This window comes from Flavobacterium sp. YO64 (assembly GCF_004119505.1).
GTDB lineage: Bacteria > Bacteroidota > Bacteroidia > Flavobacteriales > Flavobacteriaceae > Flavobacterium > Flavobacterium oncorhynchi.
Window position 1 is genome coordinate 1 of sequence record NZ_NRQV01000002.1, and the last position, 16,667, is coordinate 16,667.

At 32.3% G+C, this 16,667-nt stretch carries 12 protein-coding genes; 3 read left to right on the forward strand and 9 right to left on the reverse strand.

The window, feature by feature from the left end; genetic code table 11:
• A partial coding sequence (locus tag BOW57_RS01370) for an aminotransferase class V-fold PLP-dependent enzyme (protein WP_129052783.1) occupies positions 1-487 on the reverse strand: 487 nt, incomplete at its 3' end.
• 220 nt (positions 488-707) lie between these two features.
• Between BOW57_RS01370 and BOW57_RS01375 the strand changes: the two genes are divergently transcribed.
• Complete coding sequence (locus BOW57_RS01375; RefSeq protein WP_129052784.1) at positions 708-2,057, forward strand: serine hydrolase; 1,350 nt, start codon at positions 708-710, stop codon at positions 2,055-2,057.
• 281 nt (positions 2,058-2,338) lie between these two features.
• Here the strand turns inward: BOW57_RS01375 and sufD are convergent, their stop codons facing one another.
• The 6 genes from sufD to BOW57_RS01405 form a co-directional block, all read right to left on the reverse strand.
• A complete protein-coding gene (gene sufD / locus BOW57_RS01380) occupies positions 2,339-3,655 on the reverse strand; it encodes a Fe-S cluster assembly protein SufD (RefSeq protein ID WP_129052785.1) in 1,317 nt (438 codons plus the stop codon).
• A 47-nt stretch (positions 3,656-3,702) separates the two neighbouring features.
• Positions 3,703-4,092, reverse strand: a complete 390-nt coding sequence (locus tag BOW57_RS01385) for a four helix bundle protein (RefSeq protein WP_129052786.1) — start codon at positions 4,090-4,092, stop codon at positions 3,703-3,705.
• Positions 4,093-4,177: 85 nt separating this feature from the next.
• Entirely contained in the window at positions 4,178-4,924 is a 747-nt protein-coding gene (gene sufC / locus BOW57_RS01390; protein ID WP_017494567.1) for a Fe-S cluster assembly ATPase SufC, read from the reverse strand.
• Positions 4,925-4,935: 11 nt separating this feature from the next.
• Positions 4,936-5,424 carry a flavodoxin family protein gene (locus tag BOW57_RS01395; protein ID WP_089053660.1) on the reverse strand — a complete coding sequence of 163 codons (489 nt, stop codon included), beginning with the start codon at positions 5,422-5,424 and terminating at the stop codon, positions 4,936-4,938.
• Positions 5,425-5,431: 7 nt separating this feature from the next.
• Positions 5,432-6,880 (reverse strand): Fe-S cluster assembly protein SufB, encoded by a 1,449-nt coding sequence (gene sufB, locus BOW57_RS01400; protein WP_129052787.1) that lies wholly within the window; start codon positions 6,878-6,880, stop codon positions 5,432-5,434.
• A gap of 85 nt (positions 6,881-6,965) precedes the next feature.
• Positions 6,966-7,295, reverse strand: a complete 330-nt coding sequence (locus BOW57_RS01405) for an iron-sulfur cluster assembly accessory protein (protein ID WP_073483816.1) — start codon at positions 7,293-7,295, stop codon at positions 6,966-6,968.
• 374 nt (positions 7,296-7,669) lie between these two features.
• On the opposite strand from BOW57_RS01405, the gene BOW57_RS01410 reads away from it, so the two are divergent.
• A complete protein-coding gene (locus BOW57_RS01410; protein WP_129052788.1) occupies positions 7,670-8,596 on the forward strand; it encodes a hypothetical protein in 927 nt (308 codons plus the stop codon).
• 83 nt (positions 8,597-8,679) lie between these two features.
• A complete protein-coding gene (locus BOW57_RS01415) occupies positions 8,680-9,537 on the forward strand; it encodes an MBL fold metallo-hydrolase (protein ID WP_129052789.1) in 858 nt (285 codons plus the stop codon).
• 84 nt (positions 9,538-9,621) lie between these two features.
• Here BOW57_RS01415 and BOW57_RS01420 read toward each other — a convergent pair whose 3' ends face one another.
• Positions 9,622-10,320, reverse strand: coding sequence for a hypothetical protein (locus BOW57_RS01420; RefSeq protein WP_129052790.1), 699 nt, complete (start codon positions 10,318-10,320; stop codon positions 9,622-9,624).
• A gap of 2 nt (positions 10,321-10,322) precedes the next feature.
• Entirely contained in the window at positions 10,323-16,625 is a 6,303-nt protein-coding gene (locus BOW57_RS01425; protein WP_129052791.1) for a T9SS type A sorting domain-containing protein, read from the reverse strand.
• Positions 16,626-16,667 lie beyond the last annotated feature (42 nt).

The following is a 16,667-nucleotide window of genomic DNA, read 5'->3' on the forward strand; positions in this document are numbered from 1 at the left end:
TTTTTTCTGAAAGTAAAGCATCAAATTCTTCGATGATTAATTCTCCATTTTCATTCATCGGAATTACTTTCAAAACAGCACCAGTTTTTTCACATAACATTTGCCAAGGCACAATATTACTGTGATGTTCTAGTGAAGAAACAATTACTTCGTCGCCAGGTTTCAAGATTGAAGCAAAACCATTTGTAACTAAGTTAATTCCGTGTGTAGTTCCCGAAGTAAAAAGTACTTCGTGAGCGTGTTTTGCATTTATATGGTCTTTTACTTTGCCACGAGAAATCTCGTAAGCATCAGTAGCTAATTGGCTTAAAGTGTGAACGCCACGGTGAATATTGGCATTAATTTCTTGATAATATTTTACTTCGGCATCAATCACAATTTGTGGTTTTTGCGAAGTAGCTCCGTTGTCGAAATATACTAATGGCTTTCCGTTTACAGTTTGCGAAAGTATCGGGAAATCAGCTCTTATTTTTTGGATATCTAGCATGTCTTATTTAGAAAAAATCTATTTACAAAAGTACTAAAACTAAATTTGTTTATACAGCAATTCTATAATTTCCTTTTATAGCGCCATTGTCAGCTGTTGTAAATATTGATTCCGTAAAAAATAATTCTATTTTTTGAATTATCCGAAACAGATTTGTAAATTGAGTTCTAAAATCGTGAGCATAAATTATTTATATTGCAATAAAAATATCTAAATAGTCATGAAAAAGTTTCTCAAAGTATTTCTGCTTGTTTTGGTTCTTGCCTTTTTGTATTTCGGATTTACAACTTATCCGAAACTTGATTTGATTTCTGGTTTCTCGGCAAAAAGTGTCGCATCAGGGCATTTTATCGATAATCGTCCATTGGATTTAATTGAAAAAACAGACAATGATATCGATATGATTGATTTGGCTAAAAATTCAATAGATGATGCTGGAAAATTTGCAGTTTCATCTGTTTATGGATTGAAAGAAAGAAAAGCAATTTACAGAGAAGGTTTGGGAGCTTTATTAATTAATGATGATTTTGATATTTCGAAACCGTATTTGCTCCCAAAAAGAACAAAATTAGTTAATGATTTGCCTTTTCCGTACGGAAATAATGAACCAAAAGATTCTGCTTTTGCAAATGTCGACTATGCAAAATTAAAGAAAGCCGTTGATGATTCTTTTGATAAAAATGGCGGGAAAAAGAAAAGAACACGCGCTGTTGTTGTTTTATATAAAGACAAATTAATTGCCGAAAAATATGATACAGGTTTTAATAAAGACAGTAAAATTCTGGGTTGGTCGATGACAAAAAGTATCACAAGTTCAGCTTTTGGAGTTTTAGCCAAACAAGGAAAAATTGATATTTATAAACCAGCGCCAATCAAAGAATGGCAAAATGATGAGCGTAAAAACATTACTGTAAACGATTTGCTTCATATGAATTCTGGTTTAGAATGGGAAGAGAATTACAGTACAATTTGTGATGCAACGCAAATGCTTTTCCAATCTGAAGATATGGGAAAAGTACAAATGGATAAATCAGCTAAATTTAAACCAAACACACATTGGTATTATTCATCAGGAACAACAAATTTATTATCCAGAATTTTAAGAAGCCAATTTAAAACACAACAAGAATACCTTGATTTTTGGTACAGCGCTGTAATCGACAAAATCGGAATGAATTCGATGATTGTCGAACAAGATATGTCTGGAACTTTTGTAGGGTCGTCTTACGGATGGGCAACGTCAAGAGACTGGTCAAAATTCGGATTATTATATCTTCATAAAGGAAACTGGAACGGAGAACAAATTCTAGATGAAAGCTGGGTAAAATATACCGCAACGCCAACGAATACTTCTGAAGGGAAATACGGAGCTCAATTTTGGCTGAATGCTGGAGGAAAATTTCCAGATGTTCCTCGCGATATGTTTTATTGCAGTGGATATCAAGGACAAATGGTGGCGATCATTCCGTCTTTAGATATGGTTATTGTGAGAATGGGAGTGAAGGAGGAAGAACCTGGGTTTGATTTTAATGAGTTTTTGCAAGGGATAATTTCTTCTGTAAAAAGATAAGTTTTATAATGAAAAATTATTTGTTACCCATTTGTATGATATTTTTTGGTTGGCTTCTTGCAGGTTTTGGATTTGCTACAACATTGGGGTATCCAATAAGTACAATTTCTTTTTGTCTCGGATTAAGTCTGGCTTTTTTTGGATTTATATTATTTGTTCTTAGAGTAAAAAAATAATATTTAACTGCAAAGACGCCAAGTAAAAAGCGCAAAGTTCGCAAAGTTTTGTAATAAACCTTTGCGAACTTTGCGTAATCTTTGTGTCTTTGCGGTAAAACCTGACTACAAATCAAATCCTAAATTCACGCCTAATTTCGTAGCAATGATTTTAGTAATTCTTTGTTTTAATTCTGGTATTTTAATGCTCTCGATAACGGCATTTGAGAATGCGTACATCAATAAAGCTTTTGCTTCTTTTTGTGGAATTCCACGAGACTGCATGTAGAACATTGCTGTTTCATCAAGCTGTCCAACTGTGCAACCGTGAGAACATTTTACATCATCAGCAAAAATCTCTAATTGTGGTTTTGCGTTGATTGTTGCTTTGTCGCTCAATAAAATGTTATTGCTTTTTTGGAAAGCATTTGTTTTTTGAGCTTCTTTTTCTACCAAAACTTTTCCGTTGAAAACGCCTGTTGAGCGATCAGAGAAAATTCCTTTATAATCCTGGAAACTCTCGCAGTTTGGCGTTGCGTGGTTTACCAAAGTATAATGATCAACGTGTTGTTTATCGTTTAAGATCGAAATTCCGTTTAACGTACTTGTCAATCTTTCACCAAAGTGATAAAAATTCAAGTTGTTACGAGTCAAATTTCCACCAAAAGAGAAAGTGTGTACATAAGCATGACTTTCCTGTTGTTGCGAAACGTAAGTGTTGTCAATTAAATTTGCTTCACTATTATCGTTTTGAATTTTATAGTAATCAACAATTGCACGTTTTTGAGCAAAAATCTCTGTAACAGCATTTGTTAAAACAGGATTTTCATTCAAACTTTGGTGACGCTCAATAATTTGAACATGTGAATTTTCACCCACAATAATCAAATTTCTAGGCTGAACCATTAAAGCTGCTTCGCTTCCAGTTGAGAAATACATAATCTCAATTGGTTTATCGGCTACTTTTTTCTTCGGAATATTGATAAACGCACCTTCCATTGCAAAAGCGGTATTCAATGAAGTTAAACTGTCATCTTTACTCGCAATTTGATTAAAGTAGGTATCAATAATCATTTTATATTTTGGTTTGGTTAATGCTGATGACATTAAGCAAACATCGATTCCGTCATGTGTTGTAGAAGACAAATGCGAACTAAATACGCCATCGACAAATACTAATTTATAAGTGTCAATTTCGTGTAAAAAGTATTTTTTTACCTGACTGAATTCGATTGCATTTTCCTGTTTTGGAAAAACCGAAAAGTCATTTTTTAAGATGGCATTTAGCGATGTATATTTCCAAGCTTCTTCTTTTTTGGTTGGGAAACCTTTATTTTCGAAGTTTTTTAAAGCATTTGTGCGTATGTCATGTAAATCTGAATGTACATCGACACGCTCTTCAAAAGCCATAAAAGACGATACTAATTTTTCTTTTAAATCCATTGTTCTTTTGTTTCCTTCGGTGTTTCAGGTTTTAAGTTTCAGGTTGCCTATTGAAACTTATTCCCCTTGAAATCTTTTTTATTTAGGTAAGTGATAAAGTTTTTTAGTTTACCGCTTAAATTTTCATAATCCTTTTTTAAAGCTTCGAACTTTTCTTCTGAAATGTATTCAAAATCAAAAACGCGATATAATTGAGATCTTGTTTCTCCGGCTGAACCTTTGGCAATCGATAAAAATTGTCGAAACTCTAAATTTCCATCTCTTTCAAAACCTTCTGCAATATTGTCCATTACAGAACCCGAAGAATCTTTTATTTGATTTTTAAATCTGAGATCTGATCTTAACTCTGTATGAACTGCAATAAGATGAATTTCTTTTGCTAATCGTCGAGCTTCTTTCCAAATTTCTAAATCCTCAAATCGTGTTATTGTTGCCATAATTTCTGCCTCTCTATTTTTAAGTTTAAACTTACAAATTGTAAATTAACTTGAAACTAAAAAAACATGAAACCTGAAACAAGTTTTAGTTCTCTGCTTTGATCCAGTCGTATCCTTTTTCTTCTAATTCGTAAGCCAATTCTTTTCCTCCAGATTTCACGATTCTTCCGTTGTAAAGAACGTGAACGAAATCAGGAACGATATAATCTAGCAAACGTTGGTAGTGCGTGATAACGATAATTGCGTTTTTCTCGCTTTTTAATTTGTTCACTCCATTCGCTACAATTCTTAAAGCATCGATATCAAGACCAGAATCGGTTTCGTCAAGGATAGCTAATTTTGGCTCCAACATTGCCATTTGGAAAATTTCGTTTCTTTTTTTCTCTCCTCCTGAAAAACCTTCGTTTAGGGAACGAGATAAAAATTTACGGTCAATTTCTAATAATTCAGATTTCTCACGAATCACTTTCAACATTTCGTTTGCCGGCATTTCTTCCTGACCGTTTGCTTTACGAGTTTCGTTGATTGCAGTTTTCATAAAGTTAGTTACACTAACTCCAGGAATTTCTACAGGGTATTGAAACGAAAGGAAAACTCCTTTGTGTGCTCTTTCTTCTGGAGCTAAATCTGCAAGATCTTCTCCGTCAAGGAAAACTTCTCCGTCAGTAACTTCGTAGTTTTCGTTTCCTGCAATAACTGCAGAAAGTGTACTTTTTCCAGAACCGTTTGGTCCCATGATAGCGTGTACTTCGCCAGCTTTAACTTCTATATTAATTCCTTTTAGGATTTCTTTATCACCAATTGAGGCGTGAAGGTTTTTTATTGATAACATTGTTTTTTATTTTATATAAATGTCAATTCTATTTTTGTTGTTTGGTTTAGGATATTGGCATTAAAATGCGCGTGTCCTAAATATTCCATGCCTAAATAATCGGCTGTTTTTTTAAACGGAATGTAAAAACTATCTTCGATTTCATTATCGTGTGAATTTGATATCACGCCAATTTTTTTTCCTCTAAGTTTTCTTCCAGTTTCTTTTTCAATTCGGATTAAATCAGAAAACCGATCAAAAAAGACCTTCATAATTCCGCTCATATTATACCAATAAATCGGCGTTGCAAAAATGAAAGTATCATGATTTTCGATAATCTTTTTAATCAAAGGCAAAAAATCATCTTCTATATTTTTGCTTTCGTAATCATAATAAGAAATATTATAATCACTTAGATTTACTACGTCAATATTATATTCTTTCGAAATTTCATCTATAATTTTGGTTGTATTTCCATTTTTTCGGGAAGAACCTAAAATGATGACTTTTTTATTTTCCATCTTGAAATTATCCTACAGAACCTTCTAAAGAAATCTCCAATAATTTTTGCGCTTCAACTGCAAATTCCATTGGCAATTTGTTCAATACATCTTTACTGAAACCGTTTACAATTAAGGCAATCGCTTTTTCAGTCGGGATACCTCTTTGGTTGCAATAAAAAACTTGATCTTCTCCAATTTTACTTGTCGTTGCTTCGTGCTCAATTTTAGCCGATGGATTTTTACTTTCGATATACGGGAAAGTATGTGCTCCACAATTGTTACCCATTAATAATGAGTCACATTGTGAAAAGTTTCTTGCATTCTCAGCTCTTGGAGAGATTTGCACTAAACCACGGTAACTGTTTTGTGATTTACCCGCCGAAATACCTTTAGAAATAATAGTCGATTTAGTGTTTTTTCCTAAATGGATCATTTTAGTTCCGGTATCTGCTTGTTGGTAATTATTGGTAACAGCGATAGAATAAAATTCTCCTACCGAGTTGTCTCCTTTAAGTACACAAGATGGGTATTTCCAAGTTACAGCAGAACCTGTTTCTACTTGTGTCCAAGAAATTTTAGCGTTTGTTTCGCATAAACCTCTTTTTGTAACGAAGTTGTAAACCCCACCTTTTCCTTCTTTGTTTCCAGGGAACCAGTTTTGAACGGTAGAATACTTAATTTCAGCATCATCCAAAGCGATTAACTCAACTACAGCAGCGTGTAATTGGTTTTCATCACGGCTTGGAGCAGTACATCCTTCAAGGTAAGAAACGTAACTTCCCGCATCAGCAATAACAAGTGTTCTTTCGAATTGTCCTGTTCCTGCTTGATTGATTCTAAAATAAGTTGAAAGTTCCATTGGGCAGCGAACGCCTTTCGGAATATAACAGAAACTTCCGTCAGAGAAAACTGCTGAGTTTAATGCTGCATAAAAGTTGTCTTTTTGAGGTACAACAGTTCCTAAATATTTTTTCACTAATTCAGGATGTTCTTTGATAGCTTCAGAAATTGGACAGAAAATAATTCCTTTTTCAGCCAAAGTTTTCTTGAAAGTTGTAGCTACCGAAACAGAATCGACAACAATATCCATAGCGACATTGTTCATCATTTTTTGTTCATCAACAGAAATTCCTAGTTTTTTGTACATCTCTAATAATTCCGGATCAACATCGTCCAAAGTTTTGTTAGGATCTACTTGTTTTGGAGCTGAATAATAAGAAATCGCCTGAAAATCTGGTTTTTCGTAACGAACATTTGCCCATTCTGGCTCAATCATTTCTTTCCAAGCACGAAAAGCCTCAATGCGCCATTCGGTCATCCATTCAGGTTCTTCTTTTTTAAGCGAAATAGCTCTTACAATTTCTTCGTTTAAGCCAATAGGAAAGGTTTCAGATTCTATATTAGTATAAAATCCGTATTCATATTCTTTAGTTTCGAGTTCGATTTTTAAATCGTCTTCAGTGTATTTGCTCATTATATTTTTATTGTCTAAAAGATTGAAAGTCTAAAGTTTGAAAGTCAATCGAAGTCTTTACGACTTTACGACTTTCTACTTTTAACTAAAGAGAAAATGATTCTCCGCAGCCGCAGGTTCTGCTAGCATTTGGATTGTTGAAAACAAATCCTTTTCCGTTTAATCCGCCTGAAAATTCTAGAATTGTTCCGGCTAAATATAGAAATGATTTTTTTTCAACTGCTATTTGTATGTCATTATCTACGAATACTTTATCATCGTCGCCTTTGGTTTTGTCAAATTTTAAATCATAAGACAAACCAGAGCATCCACCACTTTTTACGCCTACTCTTACATAGTCGTTTGCGGCGTCAAAACCATCATCAGTCATCAAATCGATGATTTTCTTTTTGGCTGTATCAGAAACCTTTATCATTGTTTATGGTATTTGTTTTTAAAAGATCATTTAAAATCGCATCTAAATAGTAATCAAAATATTACATTAAATAAAATGCCAATTTCTCTGTTCAAATGAAATTGTCTGCAAAGATACGACTTAAAAACCTTTTTCCATAGCGGTTCACATTATTATAACAAATGTTAAAATAGATAGAATTTATTTTGCTGAAAACGGAGCAAAAATGTATCTCTTTTTTTTTACAGTGATTGAATTCATTGAACGAAAAGTTTGATGATTTTTGAAAGTTTTTACGATTCTCTTATTTTAATGGCAAATAAAACTAAAAACCGTATTTGTACTTACTACAACTGCTATTATATTGTTATTTTTGCAATAAATTGTGAGTAATTATGAAAAAACAGTATATGAATAAGTGGGTAAAAGCACTTTTTGCAGTATTTTTTGTTTTTGGAATAGGAGCTACATTCTTTATTTTTAGCAGTGAATTAAAGGAAAGTACTAAAGATGACGTGTCTCCTTCGATTAAAAATAATCTTGCAGAGCCAAGTAAGGAATCTACAGCACAAAAAAACATTATAGATTCTTTGAATGTTTTAAAACAGCAATATGATTTGGCGATTTTAGAAAAGACTTCATTATCGCAGCAATTGGAGCTTGAACGAAAAAATGTCGAAAACTTAATGGAGATTATTAAAGCTTCAAAAAATCCTTCGATTACTCAGATTCAAATTTATAGAAAACAACTTTTAGATTTAAAAACAACACTAGAATCTAAAGGTTTAGAGATTAAAAGCCTCAAATCTCAAAACCAAAATCTGCTTACCGAAATTGAGTCTCAAAATGTTGTAATGTATCAGCAAAAGGCACAAAACGACACTTTGATTTTGAAGCAAAAAAAATTAGAATCGACAATAAAGGACGCTTCAAGATTATCATCAAATAATTTTAAGGTTATTGCATTAAGAGAGAATAGCTCCGGAAAGGAACTGGAAACTGAAAAAGCGAGACACACAAAAAAACTCAAAGTCAGCTTTTCGATCAATGGAAATTCAGTGGCTAAAACAGGAAAAAAGATTTTTTATATTCAAGTTTTAGATCAAAAAAATACAGTTTTAGGAGAAGATAAATTAATTGAATTCGGAAATGATAAAGCTTTGGTTTACAGTTTTATTGTAGCGGTAGATTTTCAAGGAAAACCTGTCAATGTTTACGGCATTTTAAATGCTGATGAAAATGATTTTAAAAAAGGAACTTATTTTGTTAACTTTTTTGATAAACAAGAAATCATGGGAAGCACTTCGATTACTTTAGAATAAGGGGGTAGGAGTTTTTAATTAGAATTTGTAGTATATAGGAAATTGATTTCCTAGCTTTGTTTTCTTATTAGAAATTTATACTCATGAAACTTTACCCAATAGAATCAGGAAATTTTAAGTTAGACGGCGGGGCAATGTTTGGTGTTGTGCCAAAAACAATTTGGAATAAAACCAATCCTGCAGATGATAATAATCTTATCGATATAGCCGCACGTTGTTTGTTGATTGAAGATGGAAGTCGTTTGATTTTAATTGATACTGGAATGGGGAATAAACAATCAGAAAAGTTTTTTGGTTATTACTCACTTTGGGGATCTCATTCGATTGATAAATCTTTGGCAAAATATGGTTTCCATAGAGATGATATTACCGATGTTTTTATGACGCATTTGCATTTTGATCATTGTGGAGGAAGTGTTCAGTGGAATTCTGATAAAACTTTTTATGAGCCGGCTTTTAAAAATGCAAAGTTTTGGACAAATGAAAATCATTGGGAATGGGCTACAAAACCAAATGCTCGTGAAAAAGCTTCTTTTCTTTCGGAAAATATTTTACCAATGCAGGAAAGCGGTCAGTTGAATTTTATAAAACGTCCTGAAAGTGATTTTGCATTTTCTGAAGAAATGAATTTTGGGATTTATTATGTTGATGGACATACCGAAAAACAGATGATTCCGCACATTCAATATCAGGATAAAACCATCGTTTTTTGTGCAGATTTATTGGCTACCGCTGGACATATTCCGTTACCATATGTAATGGGTTACGATACACGACCATTATTGACAATGCCTGAAAAATCAAAATTTTTGAATGGAGCAGCAGATAATAATTATTATTTGTTTTTGGAACACGACGCGCATAATCAAATTATAACGGTTGAACATACTGAGAAAGGTGTGCGGCTGAAAGACGTTTTTGCGTGCGAAGAGATTCTTTAATATGAATTTTAAAACATAAAAAATCCCGTTTTCATTTTATTGAAAACGGGATTTTTAGTTTAACTAATTGTAATTATTTAAGGTTTAGTTGGTTTTAAATTTCCAAACCTGACCAACAGTTTCACCTCCTTTGTTGTCTTTTACGACAACTTTCCAGAAGTATTCTTTTGCAGCTTCTAATGTAACATCAAATGATGAAGCGCTTGTGTTCTCGGTAACTTTTGCTGTTGGAGGATTTGTTGTTCCAAAATACACATCGTAAGTTAGAATATCATTTGCATCAACATCAGATGCCTTCCATTTTAAAGAAGCTGTTGCCGTGCTTAAAGCAGAATTTATTGCTGGCTGAACTAATTCTGGAGCAAATGGTAAATGATTTACAACAGCAGTTCCTGCAGTATAAAATTTGAAAGTTGCAGAGTAAGCACTAGATAAACCTTTGCTGTCTGCTGCTTGTACTCTCCAATAATATGCTGTATTTTTCTCTAACGAAAGAGAAGAGCTAACGGTTGAGTTGTTAAGCGTATTAACAATTTGAGTAAATCCGTTATCTTTTGCAACTTGAATTTGGTATACAATAGGATCTTTTTCAGTATCAGTAGATTGATTCCATTGTAAAGAAACAGTATTGTCTAAACATAATTTACCGTCAGTTGGAGATACTAATACTGGAACTGTAGGCGCCGTATTTGTAACTGGAGGAGTAACAGGATCGTCTCCGCCCCCGCCTCCGCATGCAGCAAACAAAAAACTAATGATTGATAGGTATATAAAATTCTTCATTTTTATTTTTTTATAATTTTAATGTATTCTGGAGTTTCTAAATAGATTTTTGCTGCATAAATTCCCGAAGCTTGATTTTCAAGACTTAACTGCGCTTTTCCATTTTCGATAGAATATGTTTTAGTCGAAACTAATTGTCCAGCAAAATTGTACAATTCGATTTTAACTTCTTTTTGACCAGTTGGAATTTCAATTTCAAAACTTCCAGAAGTTGGATTTGGGTAAGCAGATAATGTTCCTAAAAGATCCATTGTGGCTACTTTTTTAGAAAAAATACCTTCGCAAGCTTTAGCAGTTGCTACTTCAATTAAACCGCCTTTTTCTAAACTTAAATTAAAGTTAGAATCTGTTGTTTGAAATTGTTGAGTTCCATCAACAAACACGGTAAAAGGAGCTGTTCCTTCAGTAATTTCTACGGCTACATTTTTAGAAGTTACGCTTGATTTTCCTGCAATGTTTGCGGCTTTTGGAATAGTTACGGTAAAGTTTTGTTCGAAAATCATTTCCGGAATAGTGATCTTGATTTTGTAAGTTCCAGGAGTTAAACTAGTAACTTTTAAACTGTTGTTTGTAAAAGTGTACGATTTGTCATTTATTGCTGCTGTATATGCAAATGAATTTTTACCAACAATACTAATCTCGCCATTATTTTCTCCTGTACAAGATTCTCCTTTAGTTTCAACAGTAAAATTGTTTGCAGGTAAATTTAGTTCTCCTGTACATTCTGTATTGTAAGTTGCAATTGCATCTTTTTTAGAAGGCCAATTTGCAGTTGCATAGTTAACATCATCAACTTGAATACAATATAGTTTTGGGTTTGAAAAAAATGAAACATAATTGTTGTTTAATAATGTATTTTTTCCATTTTTAAGGTTTAAGCTCGTTAATTGATTTGAGTTTACCGTCAAACTGGTTAATAGAGGGTTTTTTGAGACATCGATTGTTACAATTTTATTCTCGTTAACCTCAAGACCATTTAGGAAAACATTATTTGAAACATCAATAGCTGTTAATTGACATTTTTTAGTATTTAAATAAGTTAGCGCTTTATTCTGAGAAACATCTAAAGTTGTTAATTCATTTGAAAAAGCACTTAGACTAGTTAAAGCAGTATTTTTAGAAGTATTTAAAGCTGTTATTTTGTTTGCGTAAACACTTAGTTCTTTTAAGGCTGAATTGGCAGTTACATCAATAGTTGTAATTTGATTTGAACCAACCTCTAATCGAGTTAATGCTGTATTTTTAGACACATTAATTTCGGTTAATTTGTTATTATCAGCAATTAAAGTTTGTAAAGCTAAATTGTTTGAAACATTTAATTCCGTTAGTTTATTAGCGCCGCAATTTAGAGATTCTAAAGCCGTATTTTTAGAAAGATCTAATGTTGTAATTTGATTATCTGCGATGTCTAAAAGTTTTAATTTTAGGTTTCTGGAAACATCTATTTTAGTAAGAGCACCATGATAACAATAAAGACTTTCTAATGATTTAAAATCTTCAATTCCTGTTAAGTCTGTTGTTTTATTCGTTAAGTCAGTAGCTGATAATGATTTAATATTTTCAATTTTTGAAGTCAAAACTTTTCCGTCAATTTCTCCAGAATCATAACCTTGAGCGATTAATCTTCTTTCAAAGTTTGGATCAGGAATTAAAGTGTATTGCAAGTTTGGCGCACATGGCTCAGATGAATAGCTTGCAGTTGCGTCTTTAGCAATCCATTTTTCTGTAGAGAAAGCAGCATCGTCAACCTGAATACAACGCAAGTTCGGATTTTCAGTAAAGTTTCCAAAAATCATGTTTTGCATATTAGCATTGTTGCCATTCTTTAGGTTTAAGGTATATAAATTGTTACCAGCACAATCAAATTCCTTTAACTTTATATTTTTAGAAACATCTAAATCTCTCAATTTATTAAAACTAACGCTTAAAGTAGTAAGGTTAGTGAAATAAGACAAATCAAGAGTTGCGAACTCATTATGGCTGATGTTTAGATTGGTTAATGAAGTACTTGCTCTAAAAAACGAAGTGCTTAGTTTGTTTTTACTGATATTTAAACTTGTCAGAGATTTGTATTTTAGTGCATCAAAAACAGTCAATTGGTTGTTACTGCAGTCTAAAGATGTTAATGAAGAGAAATCTTGTAATCCTGTTAAATCAGTAATCTCACTATTTGAGATGTTTAAGCTGGTTAGATATACAATATTCATTGTAGCAACTTTTCCATTTTTTCCATCCTTGTCGATACCAAGACTTATAAGTTTCGCTTCAAATTTTGGATCTGGAATCAATGTGTAAGGTACTGTAACAGGGCAAACTTCTGTTGAAAAAACAGCAGCTTCATCTTTTTTGCTTTTCCAATTCGTGTTAGAGTATGCAACATCATCAACTTGAATACAGGTTAAATCAGGATTGGCTGTAAAATTTAGATTAGTTAATAAAGTATTTGCCCCATTTTTGATGTTAAGGTTTGCCAATTTATTTCCAGAAATAGAAATCGAAGTTAATTTTGGATTTTTTGATAAATCTAATGCTCTAAGTTGGTTTTCATAGGCGTTAAATTCAGCCAATTCTGTGTTTTTTGACAGATCTAAAGAGATTAATTCTCCACGATATACGCTAAGACGAATTAATTTAGTGTTTTGACTTAAATCTAACGTTTTTAGTTTGTTGTCTGGGATGTCCAGAGACGTTAAATTAACATTTTTTGAAAGATTTAAAGTTGTGAACGGTGAGAAGCCTAAACGTAAAGTAGTTAAATTAACATTTTTTGAAAGATCAATATTCTGAATAGAATTTGCATAGGCCGATAAATAAGTTAAAGCTTGATTTTTTGAAACATCCAAGGTTGTTAAAGGATTGTTAGAAACATCTAACTGAATTAAAGATGTAAAATCTTCAATACCTTTTAAGTCTTTAATATTTTTGTTTGCTAACTCATTCATGTATTTAACTTGTGAGATATTTTCTGTTTTAACTTTTCCGTTTTTACCATCTCGGTCGATTTTTTGAGCAATAAGAAAATCTTCAAAATTTGAATCCGGAATAAGTGTATAAACCTCGCAATCTAAATTAAAACTTGCCTTTGGGTCTTTGGTAACACTCCAATTTTGTGTAGCGGCAATATCGGCAACCTTAATACAAGTTAAAGTGCTGTTATTAACTGCATTTAAAGTTTTCAATGCGCTGTTTTTTGACAAATCAACTTTAGTAATTAAATTGTTAGAGATGTTTAATGTTTGCAAAGCAGTAAAACCTTCAAGACCAGTAAAATTTTTAATCGAGCTGTTCGATACGTCTAATGATGTAATAGTGTTGATGCTAGAGTTTAAAACGGCACCATTTCTGCCATCAGTATCGATTCCAAGACTGATTAATTTGTCTTCAAATGCTAAGTCGGCAATGGTGGTTGCAAGACCACAATTCAATGCATTAAAATTCACTTCTGGATCTTTTATTTCAGACCAGTTAATATTAGAATACTCAATATTGTCAACTTGAATACAGCTTAAGTTCGAGTTTCCTTTAAAATTTGGGTAATACGTTGAACCAGATCTTCCTTCCATATTTGTAAAATAAACCCCAACATTTTTTACAAAGTTTGAGTTGTTTCCATTCTGTAAATTTAGATTTGTCAAATTGTTATTTCCAGCGTCTAGAAAAGTCAAAGCCGTATTCTTGCTTAAATCTAATGAAGGTATTTGATTTGAAGAACAGCTTAAGGTTTTTAGTAGTTTGTTATTGCTAACCTCAAGGGCAGTTAATTTATTACCGCCAATTAACGCTGCTTCTAATGCTGTATTTTTAGACAAGTCTAAAGAGCTTAAGCTACTAGCTTGTATTTTCAACATTTTTAATGCCGTATTTTGGCTCAAATTAAGTTCTTCCATTTTAGTTTGCCAAACGTCTAGTTCTAAAAGTTTAGTGTTTTTTGTAAGATCTAAAGTTTTTAATATACTGGCGCTTCCGTTAGCACCAGCTACTAAATACTCTAGTAAAGTATTTGAAGAAGTATCAAACGTTGTTAAGTTATTACTTACGCAACCTAAAAATGTCAATTTAGTATTTGCTTTTATATCTAAACTATTAAGGTTGTTATAGCTTACATCTAACTTTTCTAAAGCTAAATTTTTATTTAAATCTAAGGCTGTCAATTCGTTACTTGTACAACTTAAAATGGTTAAAGATGCATTTTGTGTTACATCTAAAGTTTTAATTGTATTGAAGTTTATTTTTAACACTTCTAAAGCAGTGTTTTTAGCAACATTTAGGGATTTAAGTTGGTTGCTTGAGGCACTTAACGTCTTTAAATTTAGATTGTTTGAAACCTCTAATGCCGTTAATTTGTTTCCCTGAACATTTAAATCAGTAAGAGATTTATTTGCAGATAGATCTAAAGTAGTCAAGTTGTTATTAAAGGCTAAAACTTCTGTTAACTTGGTACTTTTTGATAAATTCAAAATGCTCAATTTATTGTTGTAAACATATAAGTTGGTTAACTCTGTGTTCTTTGAAACATCTAAACTTTCAATCGTATTAGAGGTACAATCTAAATTAGTTAAAGCTGTAAAGCCTTCGATACCAGATAAGTCTTTGATATTTGCACTTGAAACATTTAAAGTTGTAACTCCTTCAATGCTTTCGGTATTTACTTTTCCATTTTTACCATCTTTATCAATACGCAGCGCAATAAGCTTATCTTCAAAGTTTGAATCTGGAATTAAAGTAAAAGTGTCACAATTTAAATTAAAACTTGCTGTTTCATCTTTAGTCGTCGCCCATTTTAAAGCTGCTTCAACATCTGTAACTTGTATGCATTTTAAAGAAGAATTATTAGAGCAATTTAAAGTATTCAAAAATTTATTTTGAGAAACATTTAATCGTTTTAATAAATTACCAGAACAATTTAATGTTGTTAAAGAAGTAAAGCCTTCAATTCCGTTAAGTTTTGTCAATGAACTATTAGAAACATCTAAAGTGGTTATTGCAGTAATACTAGAGTTTAAAACAGCCCCATTTTTGCCATCTGTGTCAATTTTTAAAGCGATCAGCTTATCTTCAAAAGCAGTATCTAAAACGGTCATCGAACCACATTCAAAAGGATAAAAATTCGAGTCAGTATCTTTAGTTGTCCATGTTGTCTTGGCATATTCTACATCATCTACTGCAATGCAATAAAGTTTTGGATTATATCGAAGATAAACGCTATTTGCTTTTAGAAGGGAGTTATTGCCATTTTTCAGGTTTAAAGTTGAAAGCTGGTTTGATTCGCAGGTTAAATAATTTAAAGCAATGTTTTTGCTTAAATCAAGACTGGTTAATTTATTGTCACGGACATACAATCTAGATAATTTCGTATTGCTCGAAAGATCAAGTGAAGTTAACTGATTGTCATAGCAATAAATTTCCTGTATGTTTATATTTTGTGATAAGTCAAGAGAGGTTAATTTATTACCTTGAATTAATAATGAATTTAGCGCTTTATTGTTAGATAAGTTTATACTGGTAAGTTGATTGTTCTCGCAGCTTAGAGTAGTTAATTGCAAGTTCTTACTAAGATTAAGACTTTTTAGTTTTCCATTACCTCCTGTTTGAGACGAATAGGTTGAACCTTTACAAAACAAACTTTGTAATGCTGTAAAGTCTTGTATTCCTGTTAAATCAGAAACCAGTGTGCCATTTACAGTAATCGTTTTTACGGTGTTAACATTCGAAGTCAAAACTTTGCCATCGACAGTTCCGGAATCAATTCCCAAAGAAATAAGAGCCTTTTCAAACTCGACATCAGGAATAAGAGTATATTGTTCCGTTCCTGCAACATAAACTTTAACATCATCAATTAGGACATCAAAAGCCTGACCGTCAAAACTAAAAGTTGAAATAGATAAATCATAAGAAAGATTAGCATCTGGTGTAAAACTAGATTCAACCTCAGTCCATGAATTATTTACAGCAAAAGAGCTTTTTGATAATGTAGTGCTGCTTCCTGTCTTTGAGATATTCAATGCTATAGGATGGCTGCCGCTATAATTATTAGTGAGATATTTATACTTAAATTTTACAGTATAAGTAACCCCCGCTTTTAATGGAACTAGATTATTAATTTTAGGGGATAGTGTTACGTACTTTAATCGGATGCTGTAATTTCCTTGAATAGCGTCAAAACTTTGGGAAAAAGAATTTTGATCTGACCAATAGGCCGGAAAATTTCCTGTCCAGCTTTCAAAGCCGCCATTCGGAACTAAGTTGGTTTGTGCGTAAATAGAAAAATTTGCCAGTAACAGCAATAAGAGTAGTTTTGTTTTCATAGATTCGGTTTAGAATTCAGTCGCGCAAGGATAACTATTTTA

Bases quoted from the DNA above. Each gene is read 5' to 3' on its own strand.
- BOW57_RS01375 (WP_129052784.1), top strand. From the start codon at position 708: ATGAAAAAGTTTCTCAAAGTATTTCTGCTTGTTTTGGTTCTTGCCTTT.
- sufB (WP_129052787.1), bottom strand. From the start codon at position 6,880: ATGAGCAAATACACTGAAGACGATTTAAAAATCGAACTCGAAACTAAA.
- BOW57_RS01385 (WP_129052786.1), bottom strand. From the start codon at position 4,092: ATGGCAACAATAACACGATTTGAGGATTTAGAAATTTGGAAAGAAGCT.
- BOW57_RS01405 (WP_073483816.1), bottom strand. From the start codon at position 7,295: ATGATAAAGGTTTCTGATACAGCCAAAAAGAAAATCATCGATTTGATG.
- sufC (WP_017494567.1), bottom strand. From the start codon at position 4,924: ATGTTATCAATAAAAAACCTTCACGCCTCAATTGGTGATAAAGAAATC.
- BOW57_RS01425 (WP_129052791.1), bottom strand. From the start codon at position 16,625: ATGAAAACAAAACTACTCTTATTGCTGTTACTGGCAAATTTTTCTATT.
- BOW57_RS01410 (WP_129052788.1), top strand. From the start codon at position 7,670: ATGAAAAAACAGTATATGAATAAGTGGGTAAAAGCACTTTTTGCAGTA.
- BOW57_RS01395 (WP_089053660.1), bottom strand. From the start codon at position 5,424: ATGGAAAATAAAAAAGTCATCATTTTAGGTTCTTCCCGAAAAAATGGA.
- BOW57_RS01420 (WP_129052790.1), bottom strand. From the start codon at position 10,320: ATGAAGAATTTTATATACCTATCAATCATTAGTTTTTTGTTTGCTGCA.
- BOW57_RS01415 (WP_129052789.1), top strand. From the start codon at position 8,680: ATGAAACTTTACCCAATAGAATCAGGAAATTTTAAGTTAGACGGCGGG.
- sufD (WP_129052785.1), bottom strand. From the start codon at position 3,655: ATGGATTTAAAAGAAAAATTAGTATCGTCTTTTATGGCTTTTGAAGAG.